Origin of the sequence: Acinetobacter wanghuae (genome assembly GCF_009557235.1) — a bacterium.
Classification (GTDB): Bacteria; Pseudomonadota; Gammaproteobacteria; order Pseudomonadales; family Moraxellaceae; genus Acinetobacter; species Acinetobacter wanghuae.
The window spans coordinates 239,737-266,736 of record NZ_CP045650.1 but is presented as its reverse complement, the minus strand read 5'-3'; the positions used below and the strand labels follow the sequence as shown (position 1 = coordinate 266,736).

Sequence of the window (27,000 nt, the reverse complement as noted above, 5' to 3'; positions counted from 1 at the left end):
TTTAAAGTACATTATTGACCGACTGTTCAAGCTGCTTTATTTTATCTACGATATATTCAGGTATTTTTATTTTTTGCATTGAGGTTTTATCTACGCATACAATGACTGCTTCAGCATTGGCAACAATACTTTTTTGCTCTTCACTATACAGTGTGTACTTCATTCTAAATGCACTGTTTCGAATTTCCTCAACCTTGACCCCAACCTTTAACTGATCAGGGTAAACGACAGGCTTCAAATAATGACATTGATTACTTAAAACAACTGTCAATAAAGGCTCTGATAAAATATCCAATTGATCTAAATACGCTAAACGGGCGCTTTCAATATAACGATGAAATATGACGTTATTGACATGTCCAAAGGCATCCATATCACCCCATGCAATTTTTTGATCATAAACAATCGGATACTGTGTCAATTCAAACATATTTAATCCCTATATTTTAATGTCAATAAAATTCATATTTGATTCAAACACGACATTCAATTGCTGTAATAAAGCATCCTGTCCTTGTAATGCTGATTTCACCCTTAAATAACTCATGCGTACATCTTGTGGATATAAATCCAATAGTTGCTCAGCTTCTAAAGGACGCTGCGTCGCCTGAAGAATATGCCATTTTGCAAAGCTTAAAACAGGCATTGCGGGGTATTTATTTTCCCATTGTGCAATATGCTGTTCAACATCCATATAATCTGGATTTTGCTTGAGTAACTGTTGTTGAAACCACAAATAAAACACATCCTGATTAAACTGCTGTTCCAATAAATGCTCTGCTAATGCTTCATGCTCAGCACTCATTTCAGGGATTTTAAATAATAATTTCAACCACAAAATTTTAACGTCGTAGTCACTTTCTAAAATATGCTCACTTAAATCCCAATAGCGTTTTTTTAAATATTCCAAATCATCGTGAGTGGCTTGATCGAAGGCTGATAATAATTGTTCCAACCAATTCATTTTGGTTTGACGTTCTAAATGACCATATTTCGTCGAGCGTAAATACAACCATGGATAATGCAATGCAAAACTACCCCATAGAATATTTACCCGTTGCTCATAAGCAGTCTTCACCTGATATAACCAAGGCGATAATTCATGTTGATTTAAAAATTCAAGATGGGTGAGCGCTTGATCACCGTGACCTTGTGCTAAATAAATTTCGATACGCTGCACTTCAGCAAGCTCAAATGCCATCGGATTGGATGCATTTAAAGCTGATAAAGCAGTATCAAATTGTTGCTCACCAGTTTTTAGTCGCGCTTGAATCACATCTTTTAATAGCCCTGATTCGCTAAAGGCTTGTTGGATAAAATCGCGCTGATCATGGGCTGCATTGAGTAGCCATACAACGGCTAACTGTTCATAGGGATGTAAGCTAGAGAAACTTAAAACCGTCTCATTTTTACGCTGTTCACGGCTTAAATAACGTTTTAAAGCATACCAAAGCATATGAATGCAGAAACTGACCCAGAACAAGCCACAGCTCAAAAGCCAAATATTGGTTTGCAGTTGGTAATCGCGCCAATATAAGTAGACGTAGCCCATGCTATGTCCATAACTGAAGACACTTAACAGCGCCAGCCCCAACAACGCAACCAATAGATAAGCAACTAAAATGTGTTTCATACTCTATTCACCAATCAAGGTACGCGTGTTCAGCATAGGAAGAGGTGTTGCTGGGATCGCTTTAATACGGATCAGTTGATTGATCCATGTTTTGGTTTTTTGATCAGGCAATTGTTTCAAGACTTCTATAACGGAATCAATTGCTTTGGCAAACACCAAAGGCTGACCTGATTGCAAAGCACTCTGTGCCGTGAGCAAACGTAGCTGTGCTTCCTTCAAAATGACGCTACGCTGCATTAACAACGCACTTGGTTGCTTCACCGATTCCACCTGAATCAGACGCTGCCAAAATGAGCGCGTTTCATGTATTGTCTCTTGATAAGGATGCTGCATTTCCACTGCAATTTCTGCATCCAATTGCTGCATAAAGGCTTTGAGTTTATTGATTTGACCCAATTCATTCGCTATAAACTGCTTGAGCATATTGCGATCTTTGACCACCACGGCTTCCAGACTGTCTTTCAATGCCGCAGACAAATGATAATGGGCTAAGCTCTGTTCCAGTTGATTCAATTTTTCCAAAGCTGTGGCATATTGCTTTTGCTGCAAGGCAAATTCAATCAAATCGAGTTGTTGACGTACCAAAGCTGTATCATCAGCTGTAGAAGCTAAAGTTGTAGTTGTTAAATGATTGGCTGACTCACCATCTTTACTTGCTGTCTTCACCAACGTCATTTGCCGTTTTAAAGCAATCACTTGGTCATTGAGATTGGCATTTTCTTGTTGTAATTGACCGATCTTATTGGTGACATCAAGCTGCTGGGTATGAAGTTCATAAAAATCATAACTTAACTTAATAATCCATAGTAAAGCCAAGATAGAGATGATCCATACCAATTTTTTCATGATGTCCCTTGTATCCGATCTAGATGATGCAAAATCGTTTCTTTTTGCAGGTTTTCAATTTCAACCCAACCTAACGTCAATCCTTGCTCGCGTTGATATGTACTCACAAGTCTGGTCAAACGAGGACCAAGGGTTAAATAATACGCTTTTTCAACTATTTTTGGATATGCATTGACTAAGCTTAACCAATTCAGCCAACTTGCTTCACTGCTAATCAATACAGCAAAGCACTCTGCTTGATTGAGCTGACCCACATACTGCTGAAAAAGAGAAAGCGTATTATTTGGACACCGACGCTTGTATAAAACAAAATTGAGTACCTGAATACCCAACTGTCGAAAATGATCCATCATAAAAACACGCCCTCCCTCACCTCGCCAAAAAGCCAATGTAGATTCAGGCTTGAGTGTTGTAAGTATAGGTAATTCAAGCATGCCTTCAGAGGTTTCAACATCAGGCACAATGCTAGAAATGCCGTATTCAGCCAATGTACGCTGTGTGGCTTTACCGACAGCAATCCATTGTATCTTTGTCAACGCTTGTAAAGTCATTCCCGCTTGCACTAAATAACGCATCCCGACGTGTGCTGCTGTTGGACTCACCACCACAATGACATGTGCTTGTGGCAACTGTTGATATAAACCTTCAAGCATCAGTGAATAAGGTTCTTCAACCAATTCAAGCAAGGGTAATTCAAGTACCTTAATCTTTGCGGCTTTTAAATCATTGCTTAATAAAGCCGCACGATCAGGCGGTCGAGTGTTCAGAAATAACATGAATTTAGAAGCTTACTGATAGAGCGCTTTCAATAAGTCGCCTGCGCCTTGTGATAATAAATCTTGTGCCAAGATCACGCCTAAATGCTCAGCTTCTGCAATATCACCTTTTAAATTGGCTTTGAGTAAGGTCGTTCCATCTGTACTTCCGACACGACCTTCGATCGCAATTTTTCCATCCTGCAAGGTTGCATAACCTGCGATTGGAACTTGGCAACCACCTTCTAAATAAGCATTAAAGGCACGTTCGGCACGGACACATGCATCAGTTTCTGCATGTAATAATGGCAAGATTAAATCGAGTACAGCTTGATCATCGGCACGGCATTCCAGACCGAGTGCGCCTTGACCCACAGCAGGTAAGCTCACCGCAGCATCTAGTGTATGACGAATCCGTTCAGCAAGACCTAAACGTTTTAAGCCCGCACTAGCTAAAATAATCGCGTCATATTGACCTGCATCGAGTTTAGATAAACGTGTACCGACATTGCCACGTAAATCAATAATCTCTAAATCAGGACGTTGTTTTAAAATTTGGCTTTTACGACGTAAACTTGAGGTACCAACCTTTGCACCTTGTGGCAATTCATCAAAATGCGCATAAGTGTTTGATACAAAGGCATCTAAAGGATCTTCTCGCTCACAAATCACAGCAAGACTTAAGCCTGTTGGCAAAGCCATAGGCACATCTTTCATAGAATGTACGGCTAAATCAGCACGACCATCTAATAAAGCAGCTTCAAGCTCTTTTACAAATAGACCTTTGCCACCAATTTTTGCCAAGGGTGTATCTAGAATTTTATCGCCCTGCGTCACAAAAGTAACCAATTCGACCTTCAGATCTGCGTGTAGTGCTTCAAGACGTGCACGGATATGTTCCGCTTGCCAAAGCGCAAGTGGACTTTGTCGAGTCGCAATTTTCAGGGTCTTCATAAATTCAAGTAACAGCCAATTGAGAACAATAGTCTAAACTTAACCTGATCACTTTAAAATGCAAGTGAATTTATGCAAGTTTCCGCTATGCTGCATCGAGGTTAGCCTTATAGACTTAAAATTCGCTCACGTAGAACGGGCAAATGACGACGACTCACCGCTAAGCGTTCTTCAAGTTCACGGCAACGCACTTGATATTGACCAGAACTTACCACTTCTAGACCATCAAGATAACTGACCGCAACCAAAGCATTACGATGAATTCGAATAAATTGGGAACCAAATTCTCGCTCTAAATCTTTCAATGTTTCATCAATTAAAACGCTACCATTTTTATGACGCACCGTGACATATTTCTGATCTGCTAAAAAATAGTAAATATTTTCTACCGGAACCAGTTCCACCCCACGATACGTTTTTGCCGCAATCTGATGGCGGCTATTATTCAGTTCTTGCATATTTTCTTTTTGTTTTAATTGGCTCAGTTGAGCTTGAGTAAGTTTCGTAATATGTTCTAAAACCTGTTCTAAATCCTGTTGCATCACCGGTTTTAGCAAGTACCCTTCAGCATTGGATTTAAATGCATCAAGTGCATGTTGATCATAAGCCGTACAAAAAACGATGGCTGGCATGGGGTCAAGTTGACGCAAATGCTGTGCGCACACCAAGCCATCCATTTCAGGCATTTGAATATCAAGTAAAATAACATCGGGTTCATATTGATGTGCAAGATCAATTGCCTGTTGACCATGGGTTGCTTTTGCGACGACCTCATGCCCCAATTGCGTGACTAAACGTGCTAAACGTTCGATCGCCAAAGGCTCATCATCACAAATTAGGATGTCCATTTATCCTCCTTATGCAGTCAAACTCAGTGACCATTCTTATATTTTGCATGATTTATTTTTATTTATAGCGATATTGCACGACGGTGGTAAACATCCCTTCACCGGCAAATGTACGAAACGTCATGGTCGGACCATAATAAGCCTTTAGACGCTGCTTTACATTTTCAATTGCAATACCATGCCCCTTTTTAAACGTTTTATTATCCTTTGTATATGGGTTTGTTATGACAATATTGGTTTGATTTTGCAATATTTCGATGAGTACACTTATCGTACTCTTAGTTAGAATTTTTTCAACTCCATGGAAAATACTATTTTCGAGCAATGGTTGTAAAGTTAGCAATGGAATTTTAACTGTTGAATACAGTTCTTTGTTTTCCAGTTTCCATTCAACCTTTAAACGATCCCCTAAGCGCATCTGTTCAATATCTAGATAACGCTGACAAAGTTCAATCTCTTCTTTTAAACTGACCAGTTTAAGTTCTTGAAAACTTGCACGAAACAGCCGAGATAAATTCAATAACATTTGCTCTGCTTTATCGGGATCAATACTAATCAAACTGATGACACTATTTAAGCTATTAAATAAAAAATGCGGTTGAATCCGTGCTTGCATCGCTTGGATCCGTGCATTCAATTCACTCAATTGTTGTCTTGACCATTGCTCTCTCAAATAAAGATATCTGAAACAAAATGTGCCTAAAAGCATGCCAAAACTAAGATGCATGCCGACTCGATTAAAAATAAGTTCTGTAGTGAGCAGATGAAAATTAAAATTCACCCCAAAATGCAGCAAAATATTTAAACTGATGGTGGTAATTAAAACAATACTTTGTAGTAGTAAAAAGCCGCACAGCAATGCCCATTGAATGCGCATTTTTTCAAAGTACCTATTGAATATTTCAATAAATGCAGCAAAAGACAACAATACCCAATTGATATACAACATATATTGAATCAAATGCTTAACATCTAAATTTTGCCATGATTGCGCTTCAGCCAGACTTAAAATCAATGCCAAAATATTGCCAGCAACAAATAACTCGAGCAAATACTTCCAATTACCCAATTGACTAAAAAAATAAGAATGCACGGGCTGCCCCATCAGATGAGTAAAAGATTGATCGGATGAGACTTCGGCAATAGCCTTTGAATTTGTTATACTCTTTTTCGTTCTACTGCTTTTGATCTGATTGAGCCGACATGACCACATCTTCTAATTCCTCTCATCCAACACAAGCCCAAACTTCGGGTATGTGGGGCGGTCGTTTTTCTGAAGCGACTGATGCTTTTGTTGCTGAATTTACAGCATCTGTGCAATTTGACCAACGTTTTTATAAACAAGATATTGCAGGTTCAATTGCACATGCAACTATGCTTGCAAAAGTGGGCGTACTGACCACACAAGAACGCGATGACATCATCGCGGGTTTAACCGCAATTCAAGCGGATATTGAGGCAGGTAACTTTGAATGGCGCATTGATTTAGAAGATGTGCATATGAACATTGAGTCGCGTTTGACTCAACGTATTGGCATTACAGGTAAAAAACTGCATACCGGTCGTAGCCGTAATGACCAAGTGGCAACAGACATCCGTTTATATGTCCGCGATGAAATTGATGCTATTTTAAAATTATTAGAAAAATTGCAAAAAGGCATTTTGGGTCTAGCTGCTCAAAATACAGCAACCATTATGCCGGGCTTTACCCATCTTCAAACAGCTCAGCCTGTGACTTTTGGTCACCATTTAATGGCGTGGTTTGAAATGTTAGTACGTGATTCAGAACGTCTTATTGACTGCCGTAAACGTGCCAACCGCATGCCACTCGGTTCTGCTGCGCTTGCAGGTACAACATATCCGATCGACCGCGCATACACTGCTGAATTGCTAGGTTTTGAAGCGGTATGTGAAAACTCACTCGATGCTGTGTCTGACCGTGATTTTGGTATTGAGTTCAATGCTGCTGCATCGCTTATTATGATGCATTTGTCGCGTATGTCAGAAGAGCTGATTCTTTGGACATCTGCGCAGTTTAAATTCGTGAATATTCCGGATCGTTTCTGCACAGGCTCTTCAATCATGCCGCAGAAGAAAAATCCAGATGTACCTGAACTGGTTCGTGGTAAAACCGGTCGTGTTTATGGCGACTTAATGAGCTTATTAACGCTCATGAAAGGTCAACCGTTGGCATATAACAAAGACAACCAAGAAGATAAAGAACCACTCTTTGATGCTATTGATACCGTTCGTGGTTGTGTGATGGCATTTGCAGACATGATTCCTGCCTTGGTTCCAAATATTGAAGTAATGCGTGAAGCAGCACTTCGTGGCTTCTCAACTGCAACTGACCTTGCCGATTACTTGGTGAAAAATGGCGTTGCGTTCCGTGATGCACATGAAATTGTCGGTAAAGCAGTTGCACTTGGTGTGCAAGAATCGAAAGATTTATCTGAGCTTACGCTGGAACAACTTCAACAGTTCTCTGACTTAATTTCTGAAGATGTGTTTGAAAAAGCACTGACTTTAGAAGCATCGGTCAATGCACGTAACCATATTGGTGGTACTGCGCCTGCTCAAGTTGAAGCTGCGATTGCTCGTGCCTACACGCGTTTAGAGAAACTTTACGCTTAAATTTTTAAAGTTTAATTCGGAGTATTGATATGTCTCGACAAGTATTTTGCCGTAAGTATCAGGCTGAAATGGAAGGTTTAGACTTTGCCCCATTTCCGGGTGCAAAAGGTCAAGAATATTTTGACAATGTGTCTAAACAAGCTTGGGGTGAATGGTTAAAACACCAAACCACGTTAATCAATGAAAAACGTTTAAATGTGTTTGAAGCAGAAGCGAAAAAGTTCCTTGAAGAACAACGTGAGAAGTTCTTTAGCAACGATGCAAGCTTAGAAAAAGCCGAAGGTCTAAAGCCTGAGGCGTGATAAAGCGGAGCACTGCTCCGCCACGCCGCAAGAGCTAAAACTATGTTTTAGCTGCGTAAAACAAGCACAAAGTCCGCGTAGGCTTTAATCTAAAAGAATCTCCATTATTGGGGATTCTTTTTTATGCCCTACCTTCTTTTACTGCAAGACAAGCGAACGGCATGGTCGTTCGTTTTCGACCGCAGTATTTGTATCAAAACAAGTAAATGTAAATATTCTCTACATTGCTGCCAACAAAGAACAACATACCGCTACAAGAAGCCACATGACTGACGAAATGATTTGTCTATAATGAGAATCAAGAAGATGGAAACATCTTTGTATAATAGCGATAAATATCCCGATTTAATTCCCAGTTCTTCCCCCAAAGGCTGGGTATTTTTTTGCGTATAATTTTACGAAACACTTTCTATCAGACATAAAAAAAGCCCCTTTTAAGGAGCTTTTTTGCTTTAAGCCAAAATTAAGGCTGTTTTAAATACGGCCAAGCGGCTCTTAAATAAATCATCATTGACCATAACGTCAAAACAACTGCCGTATAAAGTAAAGCATATGCCAACATATCCAATGGTCGCCAGTTCAATAAGAACACGCTAATCGCAATCATTTGAAATGCAGTTTTATATTTACCGACAGTAGACACCGCAACATTCGTGCGCGCACCCAACTCTGCCATCCATTCACGTAATGCAGATACCGTAATTTCACGAGAAATAATCACAATTGCAGCAAATGCCATCGAAATGGTCGGTTGCCATTGCACCAACACAATCAGTGCCGCTGCAACCATTAACTTATCTGCCACAGGGTCAAGAAAACGACCAAATGCTGAGGTCTGATTTAATGATCGTGCCAAGTAGCCGTCAAACCAATCGGTAATTGCAGCCACTACAAAAATTGCAGTTAAAATTAAATGCCGCGTCACATTTGGTGCAGCATCATTGATTCCTACAGCAGGTGGCCAATATGCGACCAACAAAAATACTGGAATTAAGACAATACGCGCCAAGGTCAAGATATTTGGAATATTCAGGATACGACCTGTAGTCATAGACACCGCCAATTGTTCCCCTCATGAACGATGAAAATGCACACTTTTAATGCGCGAAGATCCATCATGAATAGGCTTCACTTTATACGAATTGGCATGTGGTGTCACTAGGCAAACACTGTCACTGTCTGTCTAGCAATCGCAATCAAACGATTTTCAGCATCCCATAGATGGGCATGTTCAGTCGCATAACCGTCTGCAGCATAGTCCGTAAATACTTTATATTTAAACCAATCATGTAAATTTTGTTGGATCGGATGAACATAGGTGACTGTCCAAGTCAAACTGCTTGCGGGTGCCAATTGTTTAAACATCGGTAAGACGCCGGGTGGCCAAATATCAAAAAGTGCCATCAAATCTGCGGTTTCAAAACACCGATTTTCTTGTTTTTCTATATGAAAACGACACCAACCGCCAAAGTCAGGATGATCACTCCCTGTACAAGGTAAGTTCATGTCCGACCATACCACTTCAAAATTGTTATAGCACTCTGGCATGCCATATTGGGCAGGAATCGTAAACATCGTTTCAGGCGCAGCATAATCAGGGGCTTGTGCTTCATGGTTCACGCGAATACTGGATTCACGCGCCACACCAAAACTTGCAATTAAAATACTTTGCACGGCATCGTTCTGCCATAACCGCACTTCAATTGTGGTCACAGACTTACCTTCACGCAGAATCTCAGCAGTTAATCGTGCTTTGCTTTGTTCTATAGGTCCGACAAAGGTGAGACTGGTACTCAGTAGCTGTTTATTTGGATCCGCAATAGCGTAAATCGCTTTTTGCATCATCATGGCTGCGGCTAAGCCACCATACAATGTGCGCCCTTGTAACCATCCTTCAGGAATATCGACCCATTCATTGTGTTCAATTTGTTGATATAACTGCATTAATGACATGAGACTTCTATCCGTATTTGTTATATCCCTATCATTCAACAAAATTGTGCTGCTGTGAATGCTCGGTGACTCACAGGTCATTGAGCATTTTGGCAAATCAATATGTGATGCGATTTTTTATTCATGCAGCACTTTATAGATGGTACGTGCCATGACATCGCCTAAACCCGGCACGACTTTCAAGTCATGTTCAGAAGCCTTAAGTACGCCTTGAATCCCTCCAAAATGAGTCAATAAATCGCGACGGCGTTTGGGACCTAAGCCCGGGATCACTTCTAAAATAGATGAACCACGTTTTTTATCCCGTTTAGCACGATGTTTGGTAATGGCAAAGCGATGCGCTTCATCTCGTACCTGCTGAATCAAATGCAGGGCTTTATGGTCTTCAGGCAATTGGATTTTTGTGCCATCGGTAAAATGCAAGGTCTCTAAGCCCGGTTTACGCCCTTCCCCTTTCGATACCCCGACCATAAAGGCGTCTTGTGCCAGTCCAAGCGCTTCCATCACTTCCATTGCCATGTGCAGCTGACCTTTACCACCATCAATCAGCAGTAAATCAGGTAACATCGCTTTTTTATAACGTCGCGTTAAAGCTTGACGCATCGCAGCATAATCATCGCCACCCGTAATGTCTTGAATAGAGAACTGACGATAATCACGTTTACGAATCCCACCACTGTCAAACACCACACAAGATGCAACTGTTTCTTCGCCCATGGTATGCGAAATATCAAAGCATTCAATCCGATCAATGGGACGCCCGACCACTTGCTCAAGTTGATGGAAACGTTCATTCAATTCAAAGTGATTGGCAAGTTTGCCTTTAATGGCATGTTGAACATTCATCTCTGCCAATTCAAGCCATTCTGCACGGGTTTCACGTACGTTGTTTTTAATTTGAATTTTCTTATCAAAATGCTGTGACAAGGCTTGTTCTAGTAATTTTTGGTCGATCACTGCGACATTGACAATCAATTCACTCGGTACTTCATCCGCCACTTGGAAGTAAAAGTTCGCCATAAAATCATGCAGCATTTGTCCTAAATCATCGCCTTGCATATCAGGAAAATAGCCTTTACCACCGAGCATTTTACCGTTCCGCACATGCATAATTTGTACACAAGTCACGCCTGCATAATGTGCAATCGCGAGAATATCTGCCTCACCTTTAACTTTATAAATGGCTTGTTGTGATTGAACATCACGCAATAGCGCCATCCGATCGCGATAAAACACCGCTTTTTCAAATTCGAGTGCTTCCGCAGCTTGTTCCATTTTTTGAATCAGTTCTTGATTCAGCTCTTTGGTATCACCTTGTAAAAAACGGATGGAATTATTGACATCTTCTTTATAGTCTTCAGGCGAAATTAATCCCACACACGGTGCGGAGCAACGCTTAATTTGATATTGCAAACAAGGGCGTTTACGCTGCGCAAAAAAACTATTTTCACATTGGCGAACGTTAAACAGTTTCTGCAGCACCACCAAGGTATCACGGGCATTGTATGCACTTGGATAGGGTCCAAAAAACTTACCCGCTTGATGTTGTTCTTTACCTCGGCCGGTGGCAATACGTGGATAAGGCTTATCACTCGAGATAAAAATATACACGTAAGATTTATCATCACGCAGCATAATGTTATACGGCGGACGATGCAGCTTAATCAGATTTTGCTCAAGCAATAATGCTTCGGTTTCAGAACGTACCACCAAAGTCTGAATATCATAAATACGTGCGACCAAAGCTTGGGTCTTAGGATGCTCAATGGTTTTGACAAAATAACTCGACACACGGTTTTTCAGGTTTTTGGCTTTGCCCACATACAGCAGTTCGCCGTCTTTGCCATACATACGATACACCCCCGGAAGAGTGGTCATATTGGCTAAGATTTTTTCAATATGGGGACGCGCGTTTTCGTTCACCTGAAGCCTATTCAAATACCGTTATATGCAGATAATGTGATGTTTTGGGGTGAGTTTTCAAGCAATGACACAAAATTACCTCGAAGTTCGTGTCATTGTTATCTTCGCTTTTGCTGTTTTGTACCACTTTAAGCTGCTGTTTAACGATAATTCGATTGTTAAAAGCTATAAATTTCAAGTTTTAACTTTGCTATGCTCAAAGCGTTCAATCTTGAGTTTGCCCCATGACATCATCAGCATCGGATATAAAACATGTTCAAGCACATCTTTCAATGCAACAGCCATCTGAGCGTGATTGCTTAATGGGCAAACCGCGTTTTCATTTTGAACCATGTGAGGTTATGGCATTATTACGTGAACGCATTATTGGGCAGGATGATGCACTGCTTGAGATTGAAAGAATGCTGCATGTGGTCAAAGCAGATTTTTCAAGTCCTGAACGACCGTTGTCTGTCACCCTTATGCTTGGACCAACAGGTGTGGGCAAAACTGAAACCGTGCGCCTGATTGCAGAAGCCATTTATGGTCGTCCCGATGCCTTTTGCCGCATTGATATGAATACTCTCGCGCAAGAACACTATGCGGCAGCCCTGACAGGTGCGCCTCCGGGCTATGTTGGCTCGAAGGAAGGTCATAGCCTGTTTGATGAAACTGCGATTACAGGTTCACATACTCGACCCGGCATTATGCTATTCGATGAGTTAGAAAAAGCCTCCAATGAAGTCATTCGTGGACTCATGAATGTGTTAGATACGGGACGTTTGACGTTAACCGCGGGCACCAAAACCATTGATTTTCGGAATTGCATGATCTTTATGACCAGTAATGTCGGTGCGCAAGCAGCGCAGCAATATTTGGAAAAATTACAATTTTTACCGCAAAAAATGCAAAGCCTGTGCTTAAAAAAGATGCCTACAGCACGAGTTATAGAAAAAGTCTTACAACGCAAATTTGACCCTGAATTTTTAAACCGAATTGATCGGACGCTACATTACCAAGCCGTTCAAGAAGATGCTCTACCTCGTTTAGTCGAGATTGAACTCAACAAACTTAATCAACGTTTAAAACATCAAAAGCGTAGCATTCAACTGACAGATGCTGCAAAAGCATTTTTTTATCAAGGTCATGATATTCGCTACGGCGCACGACATTTAGCCCGCAAAATCCGCACTGAACTTGAGCCGATTCTGGCGATACATTTTCTAAACCATCCTGAACAGCGGCATTTGCTTTTGGACTATATGAATCAACAATGGCAGATTCGATCCTAACTTCTGACCCAGTGACTCTGTCTAATGAGAAAACACCTCGTCTTAAAACATTACCGTTCTATGCTTCGATTTAAGGCTTGGCAAAATGCGTTTTGATCTTTAGGCGATACCAGAATAAATTTGGATTTCCCGTGTTCAATATAGTCGATTTTTAGGCGATCTAAAGATAATGCAGGAGATGCAATCGAGTTCTGCGTCTTACTCACTTTGCTGATATGTTCAAGCGGAATATGCCAGCTCAAAAATAGACTGCGAATATGTAGTTTTTGCTCATGCACGATATATTGAGTATTTAAAAGAGGCCACCAAATGACCGCGATGGTCACAATATAAACCAAGGTATGTACAGGATATTGGAGCAATGTACCTTTCACTTGCATGGTCAACAGTAACTGCAATAACAATCCGGTCATACAGATGATAAAAGCCCATACCCACCAATCTTTTTTAGAACGAAATCGCTGCATGACTTTCCCCTCTTTGTTTCAATGCATTGTAACCATAAATAAGCACATAAATAGTGAAATACATAAAAAATTTAAGGGATTTAAAAATCAACCAATAATAGAACGAAGAAGATGGTTTTTGAATAACTGAAAAGATCCGTTTAATGTTGTTCAGTTTGTTGCATTTTCAGGCTTTTTTTGACTGCATACATTTTACTATCTGCTGCTCGAATCAGACTCGAGCTGTCCATATAACCTGATTTGGCATCCACTTGATGAATACCTATACTTAAACTCACCTGTTGATGCGTCAGATGAAGCTGCTCTAAAATCCGTGGAATTAAACTATGCTCAGCACTGTGTTCAGTACAGTTAGGCAAAACCAATAAAAACTCATCACCCCCATAACGGAAGCAATAGTCTTCATCGCGCGCAAACTGTTTTAATGCTGTTGCCACGGCCTGAATGACTTGATCACCGAACAGATGCCCATATTCATCATTCATTTTTTTAAAGTCGTTAATATCAATAAAAACCAAGGTTAAGGGTTCACCTTTCTGTTCGGCACGATAAATGAGTTCGTTTAAAAGTGGGATCAAATCACGCACATTAAGTAGACCTGTCAATGGATCAATCCGTGACAAGGTTTCCATTTCCTGTGCATGCACCCCTAATGCACTGGCATAGGCTTGTAGTTTTTGTTTGGAGTGATTCACTTCATTAATCAAACTCCAGACATAGGTTTCAAACACCAATGTCATATCAAAGATAAATAGCTTTTCTAGACTCACCAAAATGGCATCTGCCCATGCCTGATCATCTAAACATGTGCGAATATGGTCAAATAAGCGTATTTTCAAATGATGTAAGGCTGCCAAATAAAAGCGCGGCTCTACCCCAATGCGCTTATGTACCAAACCAATGCGCAGACGGTTATTAATATAATTGCTGTCATAACAGCCTGAAAATAAGTCCAAAATATATTGATGTTGCGCCATTTTAAGACGTCTTAACGTATCGGCATCACCAATAATGCTATTAATTTCAGGAATACTGGTTTGAAAACTGTAGAACGCCTCAATCATTTGATCTAAATCCGCTTCAATCAAATACCGTACGCGCGCTAGTTCTTGCAGCTCTGGCGCTGTAAGTCCGAGAAGCTGTTTACGATATTCAATATCAATAATCGAGATCTGCATTTGTTGCATTAATGATTGATCAGTAGGATTCATAGCAAGACTTCTTATTGTTGTGAAAATGATCCAAGCACGTCTTTCAAGTTTTATATCTTAGAACGCTGTTTTCGCTGTTCACAGTAAAATACGATCAATGTCGTTAAATTCACCAAACTTATACAAAACATAAAAATTGAAGGTTCATGATCTAGGCAGCATGTTGGCTTAAAGGCATGAAAAATGAGACTCAATTGACTTATTTGACAGCATCAGCGCGTTTTTCTCACTTGAAAATCTGTCTATTTGCCCCATATAAAAACAGTAAATTGATCAAAAATAATGAATTGAAACAAAATCTTTAGTTCATTGTGCTTTATAAAAACGCGAGCAAAGCACATAACAGGCGAAATATTTTTGGCAAAAATAGATGACCCTTGCGTCACGGCTTGATACAACTTGTTATGTCCTTTTTCGCTATAGTTATCGTAAGATTGGCGAAGCATTCATATGCGCAGGAATCGCGCATAACGCTTCACAACATCAACTTAGAAGTCCTCCAAAATAAAGGAGATCAGGCATGATCCACGCTGGCAATGCCATTACCGTCCAAATGCTTTCGGACGGAATTGCAGAATTCCGCTTTGACTTACAAGGTGAGTCGGTCAACAAATTTAACCGTGCAACAATTGAAGACTTTAAAGCTGCAATTGATGCGGTCAAAAACAACGCTGACATTAAAGGTTTAATCGTCACCTCTGGCAAATCTACGTTTATCGTGGGTGCAGACATTACAGAATTCGGCGCGAACTTCGCACAAGGCGAACAAGCGATTGTAGATTGGGCATTGCCTGTTCACGATATCTTCAATGCGTTTGAAGATTTAGACATCCCTAAAGTTGCTGCAATCAATGGTCAAGCATTGGGTGGCGGTTTTGAAATGTGCCTCGTGTGTGACTATCGTGTGATGTCAGAAGCGGCTGCTGTTGGTCTGCCTGAAATCAAACTGGGTATCTTCCCGGGCTTCGGTGGTACAGTTCGTTTAAGTCGTGTGATCGGTATTGATAACGCGGTTGAATGGATGGCAATGGCAAATCCTAAAAAGCCTGCTGCTGCACTGAAAGACGGTGCTGTAGATGCTGTGGTTGCTGCGGACAAACTTCAAGACGCTGCAATTGACTTGGTGAAACAAGCAATCGCGGGTCGTTTAGATTGGAAAGCAAAACGCCAAGAAAAATTAGACCCTGTGAAGTTAAGCCCAATCGAACAAATGATGGCGTTTAACTCATCTAAAGGTGTGGTGCTTGCGAAAGCCAATCCTGCTCAATACCCTGCGCCAAAATTACTTCTAGACTCATTGCAAGCAGGTGCAAGCCTTCCACGTAATGAAGCATTGAAAGTTGAAGCACAAGGTTTCGCCAAAGCTGCGGTAACTCCACAAGCTGGCGCGTTGATTGGTCTATTCATCAACGATCAAATTGTGAAAAAAACCTCAAAGCGTTATGAAAAAGGTGCACACCCTGTTGAGCAAGCGGCTGTTCTAGGCGCGGGCATCATGGGTGGTGGTATTGCTTACCAAGCGGCAAGCAAAGGCACACCAATCATCATGAAAGATATTGGTAATGCGCAACTTGCTTTGGGTATGAAAGAAGCCAATGGCTTACTGACCAAACAAGTTGAACGTAAAAAAATGACCCCTGCAAAAATGGGTGAAACACTGGCGCGCATCCGTCCAACGTTAAGCTATGACGAATTCAAAGAAGTCGACATTGTCATTGAAGCAGTGACTGAAAATCCAAAAGTGAAAGGCATTGTACTGAAAGAGACTGAATCTAAAGTACGTGAAAACACGATCATTGCGTCTAACACCTCTACGATTTCAATCACGCGTTTGGCTGAAAACCTAGAGCGTCCTGAAAACTTCGTGGGTATGCACTTCTTTAACCCTGTTCACATGATGCCTTTGGTGGAAGTGATCCGTGGTGAGAAGACATCTGCTGAGGCAATCGCGACGACTGTTGTGCTTGCGCAAAAAATGGGTAAAACCCCAATCGTGGTGAACGACTGCCCGGGCTTCCTTGTAAACCGTGTGTTATTCCCTTACTTCGGTGCGTTCGATTTATTGCTTAAAGATGGTGCTGACTTCCAGCAAATCGATAAAGTGATGGAACGCTTCGGCTGGCCAATGGGTCCTGCTTACTTGATGGACGTTGTCGGTATTGATACTGGCGTTCATGGTGCAGAAGTCATGGCGGAAGGTTTCCCTGACCGTATGAAACCGGACTTCAAAGGTTCAATTCAAACCATGTATGAAAACAAACGTCTTGGTCAAAAGAATGACGTTGGTTTCTACAAATACGAATTGGACAAGAAAGGCAAAAAAGCCAAGAAAGTCGATCTAACTGCGTATGAGTTAATTTCATCTGTTGTGACAGGCGAAAAACGTGAATTTGATGCGCAAGAAATCATTGACCGTATGATGCTGGCATTCTGTAATGAAACGGTTCGTTGCCTAGAAGACAACATCGTGGCAACGCCATCTGAAGCAGATATGGCGATGATCATGGGTGTAGGTTTCCCTCCATTCCGTGGTGGTCCTGCACGTTACATCGACCAAACAGGTGTTGCTGAATACGTTGCGCTTTGCGACAAATATGCACATTTAGGTAAAGCTTATGAAGCGCCACAATTGTTGCGTGACATGGCTGCTAACAACAAAAAATTCTACGGTTAAGGAGCAACGTGAATGGCTACTTTAAATCCACGTGACGTTGTCATCGTTGATGGCGTACGTTCAGCAATGGGTAAAACCAAAAACGGTATGTTCCGCAATGTACGTGCTGACAGCTTATCTGCTGAACTTGTACGTGCTTTAGTTGCTCGTAACCAGTTTGATGTCAACGAAGTTGAAGACGTGATCTGGGGCTGTGTGAATCAAACCCTAGAACAAGGGATGAATATTGCGCGTAACATCGCATTGCTTGCTGACCTACCAAAAACGGTTGCAGGTCAAACGGTAAACCGTCTTTGTGGTTCATCTATGCAGTCTATTCATACTGCTGCGGCGCAAATCGCAACCAACCAAGGTGATATCTTCATCATTGGTGGTGTTGAGCATATGGGTCACGTGGGCATGATGCACGGCATCGACCTGAACCCTGAAGCATCTAAGCATTATGCAAAAGCGTCAAACATGATGGGCTTAACCGCTGAAATGCTCGGTCGTATGAACGGTATTACCCGTGAAGAACAAGATGCGTTTGGTGTAGAATCACACCGTCGTGCTTGGGCTGCAACACAAGAAGGTCGTTTCAAAAACGAAATCATTGGCATTGAAGGTCATGACGCAAATGGCTTTAAAATCCTATGCGACGTTGATGAAGTAATTCGTCCTGATTCTAATCTTGAAGCGTTTGCTGCGTTACGTCCTGTCTTCGATCCGAAAGGCGGTACTGTAACTGCGGGTACATCTTCAGCGTTGTCTGATGGTGCTTCTGCAATGTTGCTGATGTCTGCTGAACGTGCGCAAGCCCTAGGTCTTAAGCCACGTGCTGTGATTCGCTCTATGGCGGTTGCAGGTTGTGATGCTGCGATTATGGGTTACGGTCCTGTTCCTGCAACACAAAAAGCACTTAAACGTGCAGGTCTTTCAATTTCTGACATTCAAACGTTTGAGTTGAACGAAGCATTTGCTGCGCAAGGCTTGGCTGTTCTTAAAGGCTTAGGCATTTATGACAAACAAGACATTGTGAACCATAACGGTGGTGCAATTGCGCTTGGTCACCCATTGGGTTGTTCTGGTGCGCGTATCACCACGACGCTTCTGAACGTAATGGAACAACAAGATACACAAATTGGTCTTGCGACAATGTGTATTGGTTTGGGTCAAGGTATTGCAACAATCATCGAACGTGTTTAATTCTTAAATACGTCGATTAAAAAATCCTCGCTTTGTGCGGGGATTTTTTTTACTATGGATTAAAACAAATCCTTATAAAAACTCACCATGTATAAAAAAACTATTTTTCTTTGTTTGTCATTATTATGCTTAACAGGGTGTTCGCCTAACTCCAAAGTTGGAGGCAATGTCAGCGATTTAGTATCTCCGCAATATCGTTACGATTATGAACGAGTTACGCTCATTGAAGACAATGTTGTTGCTTTTGGGAAACTTGCACAGCCTTCTTCAGATCTACCCAGTGATGCTGTTGTTGTGGCAGGTGAAAAATATAGTTATGTCATCACCGAAGGTGCAATGGCATTTCAGTCTTTGTTTAGTCAGCTTGACCCCAAATATATTCGCTTTCACCATGATTTAAGCTTTTACCACCCTTATGGGATAAATAATCAATTCTCAGGCACGATTCGTTTCGACTATGCCCCACCCTCTGGTTTAAGTGCTCAGGAACAAGTACTTTTTAAAAGCTATGGGGTCGCACCGTGTGCATGTGGTACAGGCTCAAAATCATCGGCAAATTCCTTTGAACTTAAACTTTCAGGATTGATCTATCCTGTCGCCAATAATATTAAGCGCCTACAGCCGCTCAGTAAGGCTTATAAAGTCAGTGTTTACCAAACTGAGAAAGTGAAAAAGCGTTTGCCTGACACACCTTTAGCGGAAAAAATTGCATTATTCCCAATTGCACTTGCAGTCGATGTAATTGCTTTACCATTTCAAGGTTTAGGTATTGTTTATCAGCCTTAAATATTTGCGTTCTTATGGCTTGCTTAAAGAATATTCAGTAGAATTATAAGAGTGAGACAGTAATTGAACTGTATTTAATTCTTAAATACTTCTACAAAAAGAATTCCGCTTAATGTGGAGTTTATTTTATAAAACAATTGTTTGTGGTTTAAATCTTAATTTAACCCGAATCGCGGATAAGAAATTAACTTGAAAAATAGAAGGACTAGAGCCATCAGTTGAGTTACCACACAAAACTTAAAACTCTAGTCCCGATGTTTAATAGTACCGAATTATTTTGCTTAATTGATGATTTCTTTCTTAAATTTGAAGCAACCTACTGGAATTTTCTTAAGCAAAGTAATCGTTCCTTAAGAATCAGAACTGCTCATTTAACCATTTCAGAAATCTGTTTTATCGCTATTTGGTACAAATGTTCTCATTTCAATAATTTCAAAGCATTTTTCATTTGGTTAAAAGAAGATAAAAACCATTTATTTAAGTATTTGCCTTGCTATCAAAGGATGATTCATCTGATCAATATGCACCAATTGGCTCTACACGCTTTACATGTGGTGCTGATGAAAGACCAAGGTACACAATATTTATGGATTGATTCAACAACTCTGCCAGTTTGTAAAAATCAACGTATTCAACGCCATAAATCTTTAGCTAAAATTGCATCTCGTGGTAAAAGTTCAATGGGCTGGTTTTATGGCTGTAAATTGCACATTGCAATGAACCAATTTGGTGAAATTGCTTGTTCTGCTTTATCGAATGGACATGTTGCTGACATAAAAATGGTTGAGAGACTCGTTAAAGAGGTGGAAGCAAAGTTGTATGGAGATCGTGGCTATATTAGTCAAGAACTGAAGATTAGATTAAAAGAGCAAGGCATTGATTTAATTACCTATCATCGAAAAAATATGCAGGCTACACAACTTTCTGAGTCAGATAAATATCACTTAAAACAGCGTAATAAGATAGAGACTTTATTCAGTTTGTTGAAAGGTCAGTACAATTTAGTGACAAGCAAAGCACGTAGTGTTCATGGATTTCTAGGAGGGATTTACGCGTCCTTGTGTGCATATCAACTGATCCATAAAAATAAGCCAACAATTCAAATTATGGAGTCATCGGCTTAAACAGGATTCGGGTTAATTTAGTATATTTATTAAGCCTATGCTGTAGGGCATAGGGAAGGTAATCTGTTTGCAAGTATTGTACTCAGAAATGTTAGAAGAATTTCTAGCAGTTCAGGTGATACATTACATACTGCCTGGAACCAAGTACTGAATACAAGGTATAGGGTACTCCACAGAATGTAATCAATGCTTCTCATAGTATATTCCTTTCGTGATCTAAAGACGATGTAGAAGCTTTCTTCTAGAGGGTACGTATTTTGGGTACTTGGGTATGCTCAAGGAACTCTGTTCTTAGAATAGGGCGTTTAAACGAGGATTATCGTCAGCCTTTCCTTGAGTTTTCTAATAATGAGTATTGACCATAATTTTTTTAAAGATCGACAAAAAAAATATCTACATTTTGATTATCCTATTTCATCAGAAAAGATTTATCACTATGTTACGAATCAAGATAATATTAATAAGCATGCGTTCTACCCATTTATTCATTTTGAATTAATTTCTAGAAAAATTAAAAAGAAAGGATTCAAAGTCATCAATGGAGCAAGAAAAATTATCGTTGAAAAGCAAGAACCCAAAATTCGACCTATAAAATATTCAGCCCATATAGATGGTCATATTTATGCTTACTACGCATTTCTCTTATCACCTTTTTATGAAGAAATACTCATACAAAAGCAAATTCAGGATTGCGTTTTAGCATTTAGAAAACTTCCCAACTCTCCAAACAACATTAATTTTGCAAAAAAAGTCTTCGATGAAGTTAAAGAACGTCAAAATTGTTCCGTGATTTGTTTAGATATAAAAAGCTTTTTTGATGAATTAGATCATGAATTATTAAAACAGGCATGGAAAGAAGTTTTAGGCATAGATGCACTGCCAAATGATCATTACAACGTATTTAAATCGATAACCAAATACAGTTATGTTGAAAAAAATTTAGTTTATCAAAATCTAAAACTATCTTTGAATCGTCATCATAAAGATCTTAAACGGCTTTGCACGAGTGAAGAATTTAGAGAAAAAATTAGAAGCAATAAAATAATTTGCAAAAACAATTTACAAAAAGGAATTCCTCAAGGGTCAGCACTAAGTGCCTTTTTATCAAATATTTACATGATGAAATTTGATGAAAAACTAAAGAAAGAAGCGGATAAATTTGATGCTAAGTATTATCGATATTGTGATGATATTTTAATTATTTGTGATAGGGCGAATCAGTATCAATTGCTAAGATACTCTCAAACTCAAATCACAAAAATGAAGCTAACAATACAAGATAAAAAAACTAAAATAGCTGAATTTAAAAATGGAATACGTGTTTCTAAAGATGAACTCCAATATTTAGGGTTTACTTATGATGGTATCAAAATTTTATTACGTGATACTGGATTGGCTAAATACTCTTATAAAGCTAACAAAGCTATCCGAATGACTAATAAGCGCATATTGAAAATTAACCTTTCTAGGATCAATAGAGGGTTAGCCCCTCTTATCCCCCACAAAAAGTATATTTATAGAAGGTTTTCCTTTATCGGACAAAGAAACTACATAAGTTATGCTTTAAGAGCCGCAAAAATCATGAATGAACCAGCAATTAAAAAACAAATTCAGCCCCATTGGCTTAATTTAAAAAGAAAATTGCTTAAATATGATGACTTAAATCAGGATTTTTATGATGCTCTAGTGAAAAAGGAAAACTAAATACACTCTCTTTTTTAAATTTAAAACTTTTAATCAACTACGAAACTGATTCTTAAATTCACACAGCATTTAGAAATCTTATTTCTAGAATCGCTAAATGCTTTACATATAAATGAATGTTATCCCTTTGTAATTTTAGCCCATTATTCAACCAATAAAACTTAACAAATCAATCGGTTAATTTTTATAAGCGTATCATATTGCCCTCAATTCTCTTGTTTCTCCTGATGGGGCTATATATGAACATGCTAAAAACACTTCTAGCAACTGCAATTGTTGCATCTTCTGCTGCTGCAATGGCTGCTGAAACAGCGACTCCTGTAACTGTACTTAAATCACAAGTAAAAACTGTAGCAACTCAAACTGCTCAACAAGCAGCTGCACCTGTTGCTGCTAAAGCTGATGCTGTTGTAGCTAAAGTTACTGAAGAAAAAACTGCTGTTGTGGCTCAAGTTGAAGCTGCAAAAGCTGCTCCTGCTGCAGTGAAAGCAGATGCTGCTGCAAAAGTAGAAACAGTTAAAACTGAAACTGTAACTAAAACTGAAGAAGTAAAAGACGCTGCTGTTGCAAAAGTTGAAGAAACAAAAACAGAAGCTGCTGAACAAGTAGAAGCTGCAAAAGCTGCTCCTGCTGAAGCAACTGTTGAAGCTGCAGCAAAAGCTGAGAAAAAAGGCTGGTTCTCTTGGTTTAAAAAAGCAGCTTAATTCTGCAATTTAAACAAAAAAAAGGATGCCAAATGGCATCCTTTTTTGATGTGTGACTTCAACGAAAGTCACAACAAAATGCATGATTCATCTCAGCATGACTTATGCCATTAGAGCTGATCTTTAATTTGCTGTCGATTGTTGAGCTTAATCTGCTCCATTTGCTGATTCAGCTCCACCATCTCTTTATATAAGGCGTTAAATGGCGCAATCGGGGCATCTTCATAAAACATCACCATATTGTTTTTATTTTGCCATTTGTGTTGTTTTAACAGCGCAAATAATTGATTGGCTTTTTGCAAACTTTGCTTCTCTAAAGCAAAAATTGCATTAGCGGCATCATCATTTAAATTCTCTTTTAAATTATGAATAAGCTGCTGACGATAGCGATTTTTAATATCCAATTGCTTCGCAGTTTGAATTAACAAAGCATCGCGATTTTGGGTTTGTAATTCGTATTCTTTTACAATATCGGCGACGGCTTTCAGCATCGCTTCGGTTTCTTTATAGTTTTGTTTTTGGTCTTTAGCCAAACGTGAAACATCTAAAAAACGATCCCAATGTTGCGCTTTTAAGTCCCGTAAATATTGATTTCGCAGTTCTGCACTGTCACGCATACTGCCCACAATAAAGGCAGCCATTTCAGCATAATCACCTTCTAAACGGTCGTCATCAACCTCAATTTGAATCGGTTTTTGCCAGTCTTTGGCTTGGGTATACAGCGCTTGCGTCTTTTCATTTAAGACCTGTTCATATTCACCCAAGGCTGCCGCATCTTGCTTTTGCACCGAATATTGATAAAACATCCAAGCAAATACCGACACCGTAACCAGTGCTAAAACGATAAAAATACGCGGCATTCATAAACTCCAAATTGACGAGACAAATTGATGCATTTCAACCACTATGCTTATTTTTTAAGCATAAATCAATCATCAAACAGATCAGACGGATTTATGCATAGAAAAAAAGGAAACCGTTTCAGATTTCCTTTTTTCAATGACGCTCAAGCATCAAGTATGAGAAACAGGATTAATTCGCTGGAGGAAAACGCGTATTAAACTGCTCACGACTGATCTGGACATTGGTCGCGTTATGGTCAATGCCAAAATGCTGCAACATGGTATAGACGCCATTACGCGGATCGCTCGATTGCAAACCATCTGCAACAGCAAGCACATAATGCTGTAAGCCAAGCGGTAAACTGCCTAAATCGGGTGCAGGTTGTGGCGGCAGGATATCAACATTTCCAGCAAAGTCAGCATCCACCGTATAGCTTTGAATATCGCGTTCAAGTTTGACCATACGGTGTTGTAAGGCAGTACGCTTCTTAGGTTGTTCTTGAAACGGTAAATAGCCTGTTTCTGCGCGTAATTCAGGTTCAGCCATAACCGTCATGGTCGGCAGCTTGACAGGCTCTATCACGCGCACAGTGTCTGCATAGCTTATCGAACTGAGCCCAAAAGCACTCAGCATGGCAAGTAGCGTAATCTTGGATGTTTTAAGGAGATACATAGATACGTCCCAACATAGAAAAGGGAAAATTTATAGCTCTATTTATGCCTGAAGTTGCGTAATTTTTATACAATAAAACTGTTAATGACGATAAACGGCTTGGTTATCGTGGTGCAGAGTAGCAAACAGATTCAGCGTTTATGCATGCGTACGCTGTTTAAATGAAAGCGTGATAGATACTATTTTGAGGCTTAAAAGAATGAATATAGGCTAAAAACAAAAGATACAGACAAAAAAAATCCCCAAATCATGCTTGAGGATTTTTTTGAATATGGTGGCGAGACCCAGGGTCGAACTGGGGACACACGGATTTTCAATCCGTTGCTCTACCTACTGAGCTATCACGCCGATGCGGTGTATTAAGCCGTATCTCGACACATTAGTCAATCAAAAATATAAAAAAAAGATTTGAGTGCGTAAATTTTAGTCGAAATATGAATTTCATACTGTGTTTGGTCAATCGCTAGACCAAAAAAAATCCCTGATGGGATCAGGGATCGAAACTTTAAATCAGTTTTAAATATGGTGGCGAGACCCAGGGTCGAACTGGGGACACACGGATTTTCAATCCGTTGCTCTACCTACTGAGCTATCACGCCGATGTCGCGTATTAAACAATCTCCGCCCTATGCCGTCAAGCGTGAAAAGTATAATTTATTTCAAATGTTTAATTTTCAAACACATCTTGGCTTATTTGCACATTTTTTAGCAAAAACAGTGGCTTTATTTGGGCTGCAGCGCATTTAAATATGAAAAAAGAAGCGAATACGCTGCTTTGTTTCCAACGAAGACTTAAATTTTCTCAAGATGTGCCAAGCAACGGTGAATTGCGCCACAGCCCGGTTCAAAATGCTTCACCCCTTTTTCTTCTTCCATACGGCAGACTTCACTCACCAGTCGGTCGGCAACCCCGCGCCCACGATTGGCAGGATGCACCACAATATTTTGCAGTAGGCGGCTTTCGCCCTGACCACTGCTCCAGATTGCACCAATGACTTTAGTATTAAATTCGGCGGTATAAAGTGAGGTATACTGTGCTAAGTTTTGCTCTAGTTGTTCAATGGCATCTGTCCCATCACTAAATTCAGGGCTGGTGTCATACAGTCGCTCAAGCTGGCTGCGCACTTCTTCATTTTCTAGGGAAGTATAGGCATGTACGGTGATAGGCATTGATAAACCCTCCTGAGCAATCTAATATGCGGTGACGTCGTCACGGCGAAAATATTTTCTACATCAATCATTTTGACGTATTTGAGGAACGTGTCTATGACAGATCGTATCAGTGAAGTGGTAAGAAATACCAACGAAACCAAAATTCGAGTTCGTTTGAACCTCGATGGTTCTGGTCAAGGCACTTTAAACACTGGTGTTCCATTTTTAGATCATATGATTGATCAAATCAAGCGACATGGTCTGTTTGATATTGATATTCATTGTGATGGCGATTTGGAAATTGACGATCATCATACCGTAGAAGACTGCGGGATCACACTCGGACAGGCATTTGCGCAAGCGCTTGGCGATAAAAAAGGCTTAAAACGCTATGGTCATTTCTATGCACCTTTAGATGAGTCTTTAAGCCGTGTTGTGGTGGATCTCTCTGGTCGTCCGGGCTTGTTTATGGATATTCCATTTACTCGTTCTATGATTGGTCGCTTTGATGTGGATTTATTCTCTGAATTTTTCCAAGGCTTTGTGAACCATTCACTGATGACGCTTCACATTGACAACTTGAAAGGCAAAAATAGCCATCACCAAATCGAAAGCGTGTTTAAAGCATTTGCGCGCGCGCTTCGTATGGCATGTGAAATTGATCCACGTGCTGCGAATACTGTCGCTTCAACCAAAGGAACATTGTAATGACCCGTATTGCCCTTCTTGACTATGGCATGGGAAATCTTCACTCAGCAGCAAAAGCACTCGAACATGTCGGTGCAACCGTTGATGTGACCAATGATCCAAAGTTAATTGCGCAAGCAGATAAAATTGTGTTTCCAGGCGTTGGTGCAATGCGTGACTGTATGCAAGGCATGCATGAAGCAGGCATCGATGATGTTGTGCGTAACGCAGTGTTTAATAAGCCTGTACTTGCCATTTGTGTGGGTATGCAAGCGTTAATGCAACATTCTGAAGAAAATGGCGGTGCAGATGCACTGGGTATTTTTGAAGGTGCAGTGAAACGCTTCCCAGATATGGATGGTTTGAAAGTACCGCATATGGGCTGGAATCAAGTACGTCAAGCTGACCTCAGCCACCCAATGTGGAACAATATTGAACAAGATGCACGTTTCTACTTCGTGCATAGCTTCTATGTTGAACCAAAAGATCCAAGCATTGTGGCTGCAACCTGTGACTATGGTTTAGAGTTCTGTACTGCGATTCATAAAGAAAATTTGTTCGCAACGCAGTTCCACCCAGAAAAAAGTCATACAGCGGGTCTACAACTGCTTAAAAACTTTGTGGAATGGAAAATCTAATTTTCATTTTAGATCAGCATTTTCAAAGTTTCAA

The 27,000-nt window shown here is 40.1% G+C and carries 26 protein-coding genes and 2 tRNA genes; 11 read left to right on the top strand and 17 right to left on the bottom strand.

Annotated elements, in window-relative coordinates; all coding sequences use genetic code 11:
* Position 1: 1 nt before the first annotated feature.
* The 7 genes from GFH30_RS01220 to GFH30_RS01190 all read right to left on the bottom strand — a co-directional run bounded on the left by GFH30_RS01220 (position 2) and on the right by GFH30_RS01190 (position 6,249).
* Positions 2-430 (bottom strand): acyl-CoA thioesterase, encoded by a 429-nt coding sequence (locus GFH30_RS01220; RefSeq protein WP_153370396.1) that lies wholly within the window; start codon positions 428-430, stop codon positions 2-4.
* Between the two features lie 9 nt (positions 431-439).
* Complete coding sequence (locus GFH30_RS01215) at positions 440-1,633, bottom strand: heme biosynthesis protein HemY (RefSeq protein WP_153370394.1); 1,194 nt, start codon at positions 1,631-1,633, stop codon at positions 440-442.
* Positions 1,634-1,636: 3 nt separating this feature from the next.
* Positions 1,637-2,479, bottom strand: a complete 843-nt coding sequence (locus tag GFH30_RS01210) for a hypothetical protein (RefSeq protein ID WP_153370392.1) — start codon at positions 2,477-2,479, stop codon at positions 1,637-1,639.
* Complete coding sequence (locus tag GFH30_RS01205) at positions 2,476-3,255, bottom strand: uroporphyrinogen-III synthase (protein WP_153370390.1); 780 nt, start codon at positions 3,253-3,255, stop codon at positions 2,476-2,478. Before GFH30_RS01205 ends, GFH30_RS01210 begins: the two co-directional genes overlap by 4 nt.
* Before the next feature lie 12 nt (positions 3,256-3,267).
* A complete protein-coding gene (gene hemC / locus GFH30_RS01200) occupies positions 3,268-4,188 on the bottom strand; it encodes a hydroxymethylbilane synthase (protein ID WP_153370388.1) in 921 nt (306 codons plus the stop codon).
* A gap of 107 nt (positions 4,189-4,295) precedes the next feature.
* Positions 4,296-5,036 carry a LytR/AlgR family response regulator transcription factor gene (locus tag GFH30_RS01195; RefSeq protein ID WP_153370387.1) on the bottom strand — a complete coding sequence of 247 codons (741 nt, stop codon included), beginning with the start codon at positions 5,034-5,036 and terminating at the stop codon, positions 4,296-4,298.
* A gap of 58 nt (positions 5,037-5,094) precedes the next feature.
* The gene (locus GFH30_RS01190) at positions 5,095-6,249 is read right to left on the bottom strand and encodes a sensor histidine kinase (RefSeq protein ID WP_153370385.1); all 1,155 of its coding nucleotides are present in this window, start codon (positions 6,247-6,249) and stop codon (positions 5,095-5,097) included.
* Here GFH30_RS01190 and argH point away from each other — a divergent pair.
* Entirely contained in the window at positions 6,240-7,670 is a 1,431-nt protein-coding gene (argH, locus tag GFH30_RS01185) for an argininosuccinate lyase (RefSeq protein ID WP_153370382.1), read from the top strand. The two genes, GFH30_RS01190 and argH, sit on opposite strands and share 10 nt — an antisense overlap.
* Positions 7,671-7,699: 29 nt before the next feature.
* Entirely contained in the window at positions 7,700-7,972 is a 273-nt protein-coding gene (locus tag GFH30_RS01180) for an oxidative damage protection protein (protein ID WP_153370381.1), read from the top strand.
* Between the two features lie 463 nt (positions 7,973-8,435).
* Here GFH30_RS01180 and pgsA read toward each other — a convergent pair whose 3' ends face one another.
* From pgsA to uvrC, 3 genes are all read right to left on the bottom strand, one after another.
* Positions 8,436-9,023: a CDP-diacylglycerol--glycerol-3-phosphate 3-phosphatidyltransferase gene (gene pgsA, locus GFH30_RS01175; RefSeq protein WP_153370379.1), complete on the bottom strand. Its 588-nt coding sequence runs from the start codon at positions 9,021-9,023 to the stop codon at positions 8,436-8,438.
* 107 nt (positions 9,024-9,130) lie between these two features.
* Positions 9,131-9,925 carry a thioesterase family protein gene (locus GFH30_RS01170; protein ID WP_153370377.1) on the bottom strand — a complete coding sequence of 265 codons (795 nt, stop codon included), beginning with the start codon at positions 9,923-9,925 and terminating at the stop codon, positions 9,131-9,133.
* A 117-nt stretch (positions 9,926-10,042) separates the two neighbouring features.
* A complete protein-coding gene (gene uvrC, locus GFH30_RS01165; RefSeq protein WP_153370375.1) occupies positions 10,043-11,848 on the bottom strand; it encodes an excinuclease ABC subunit UvrC in 1,806 nt (601 codons plus the stop codon).
* A gap of 272 nt (positions 11,849-12,120) precedes the next feature.
* On the opposite strand from uvrC, the gene GFH30_RS01160 reads away from it, so the two are divergent.
* Positions 12,121-13,119 carry an AAA family ATPase gene (locus tag GFH30_RS01160; protein WP_227551533.1) on the top strand — a complete coding sequence of 333 codons (999 nt, stop codon included), beginning with the start codon at positions 12,121-12,123 and terminating at the stop codon, positions 13,117-13,119.
* A 50-nt stretch (positions 13,120-13,169) separates the two neighbouring features.
* Here the strand turns inward: GFH30_RS01160 and GFH30_RS01155 are convergent, their stop codons facing one another.
* Entirely contained in the window at positions 13,170-13,586 is a 417-nt protein-coding gene (locus GFH30_RS01155; protein ID WP_153370371.1) for a PH domain-containing protein, read from the bottom strand.
* A 140-nt stretch (positions 13,587-13,726) separates the two neighbouring features.
* Positions 13,727-14,797 (bottom strand): GGDEF domain-containing protein, encoded by a 1,071-nt coding sequence (locus tag GFH30_RS01150; RefSeq protein ID WP_153370369.1) that lies wholly within the window; start codon positions 14,795-14,797, stop codon positions 13,727-13,729.
* Positions 14,798-15,317: 520 nt separating this feature from the next.
* Here GFH30_RS01150 and fadB point away from each other — a divergent pair.
* The 6 genes from fadB (at position 15,318) to GFH30_RS01120 (ending at position 22,974) form a co-directional block, all read left to right on the top strand.
* The gene (gene fadB / locus GFH30_RS01145) at positions 15,318-17,471 is read left to right on the top strand and encodes a fatty acid oxidation complex subunit alpha FadB (RefSeq protein WP_153370367.1); all 2,154 of its coding nucleotides are present in this window, start codon (positions 15,318-15,320) and stop codon (positions 17,469-17,471) included.
* Between the two features lie 12 nt (positions 17,472-17,483).
* Positions 17,484-18,656: an acetyl-CoA C-acyltransferase FadA gene (gene fadA / locus GFH30_RS01140; protein WP_153370366.1), complete on the top strand. Its 1,173-nt coding sequence runs from the start codon at positions 17,484-17,486 to the stop codon at positions 18,654-18,656.
* A 114-nt stretch (positions 18,657-18,770) separates the two neighbouring features.
* A complete protein-coding gene (locus GFH30_RS01135) occupies positions 18,771-19,442 on the top strand; it encodes a YidX family protein (protein WP_153370364.1) in 672 nt (223 codons plus the stop codon).
* Positions 19,443-19,696: 254 nt separating this feature from the next.
* Positions 19,697-20,566 (top strand): IS982 family transposase, encoded by an 870-nt coding sequence (locus tag GFH30_RS01130; protein ID WP_153370362.1) that lies wholly within the window; start codon positions 19,697-19,699, stop codon positions 20,564-20,566.
* 348 nt (positions 20,567-20,914) lie between these two features.
* The gene (drt2, locus tag GFH30_RS01125) at positions 20,915-22,270 is read left to right on the top strand and encodes an antiviral reverse transcriptase Drt2 (RefSeq protein ID WP_153370360.1); all 1,356 of its coding nucleotides are present in this window, start codon (positions 20,915-20,917) and stop codon (positions 22,268-22,270) included.
* 239 nt (positions 22,271-22,509) lie between these two features.
* Complete coding sequence (locus GFH30_RS01120; protein WP_153370359.1) at positions 22,510-22,974, top strand: hypothetical protein; 465 nt, start codon at positions 22,510-22,512, stop codon at positions 22,972-22,974.
* A 110-nt stretch (positions 22,975-23,084) separates the two neighbouring features.
* Here the strand turns inward: GFH30_RS01120 and GFH30_RS01115 are convergent, their stop codons facing one another.
* From GFH30_RS01115 to GFH30_RS01095, 5 genes are all read right to left on the bottom strand, one after another.
* Complete coding sequence (locus GFH30_RS01115) at positions 23,085-23,834, bottom strand: hypothetical protein (RefSeq protein ID WP_153370357.1); 750 nt, start codon at positions 23,832-23,834, stop codon at positions 23,085-23,087.
* 172 nt (positions 23,835-24,006) lie between these two features.
* Complete coding sequence (locus GFH30_RS01110) at positions 24,007-24,489, bottom strand: hypothetical protein (protein WP_153370355.1); 483 nt, start codon at positions 24,487-24,489, stop codon at positions 24,007-24,009.
* A gap of 272 nt (positions 24,490-24,761) precedes the next feature.
* Positions 24,762-24,837 (bottom strand) — tRNA-Phe (locus GFH30_RS01105).
* 175 nt (positions 24,838-25,012) lie between these two features.
* Positions 25,013-25,088: transfer RNA gene (locus GFH30_RS01100), tRNA-Phe, on the bottom strand.
* A gap of 193 nt (positions 25,089-25,281) precedes the next feature.
* Positions 25,282-25,659: a GNAT family N-acetyltransferase gene (locus GFH30_RS01095; protein ID WP_067727972.1), complete on the bottom strand. Its 378-nt coding sequence runs from the start codon at positions 25,657-25,659 to the stop codon at positions 25,282-25,284.
* Between the two features lie 96 nt (positions 25,660-25,755).
* On the opposite strand from GFH30_RS01095, the gene hisB reads away from it, so the two are divergent.
* The gene (hisB, locus tag GFH30_RS01090) at positions 25,756-26,349 is read left to right on the top strand and encodes an imidazoleglycerol-phosphate dehydratase HisB (protein WP_067727969.1); all 594 of its coding nucleotides are present in this window, start codon (positions 25,756-25,758) and stop codon (positions 26,347-26,349) included.
* Positions 26,349-26,966, top strand: a complete 618-nt coding sequence (gene hisH, locus GFH30_RS01085) for an imidazole glycerol phosphate synthase subunit HisH (RefSeq protein WP_153370353.1) — start codon at positions 26,349-26,351, stop codon at positions 26,964-26,966. Before hisB ends, hisH begins: the two co-directional genes overlap by 1 nt.
* Positions 26,967-27,000 lie beyond the last annotated feature (34 nt).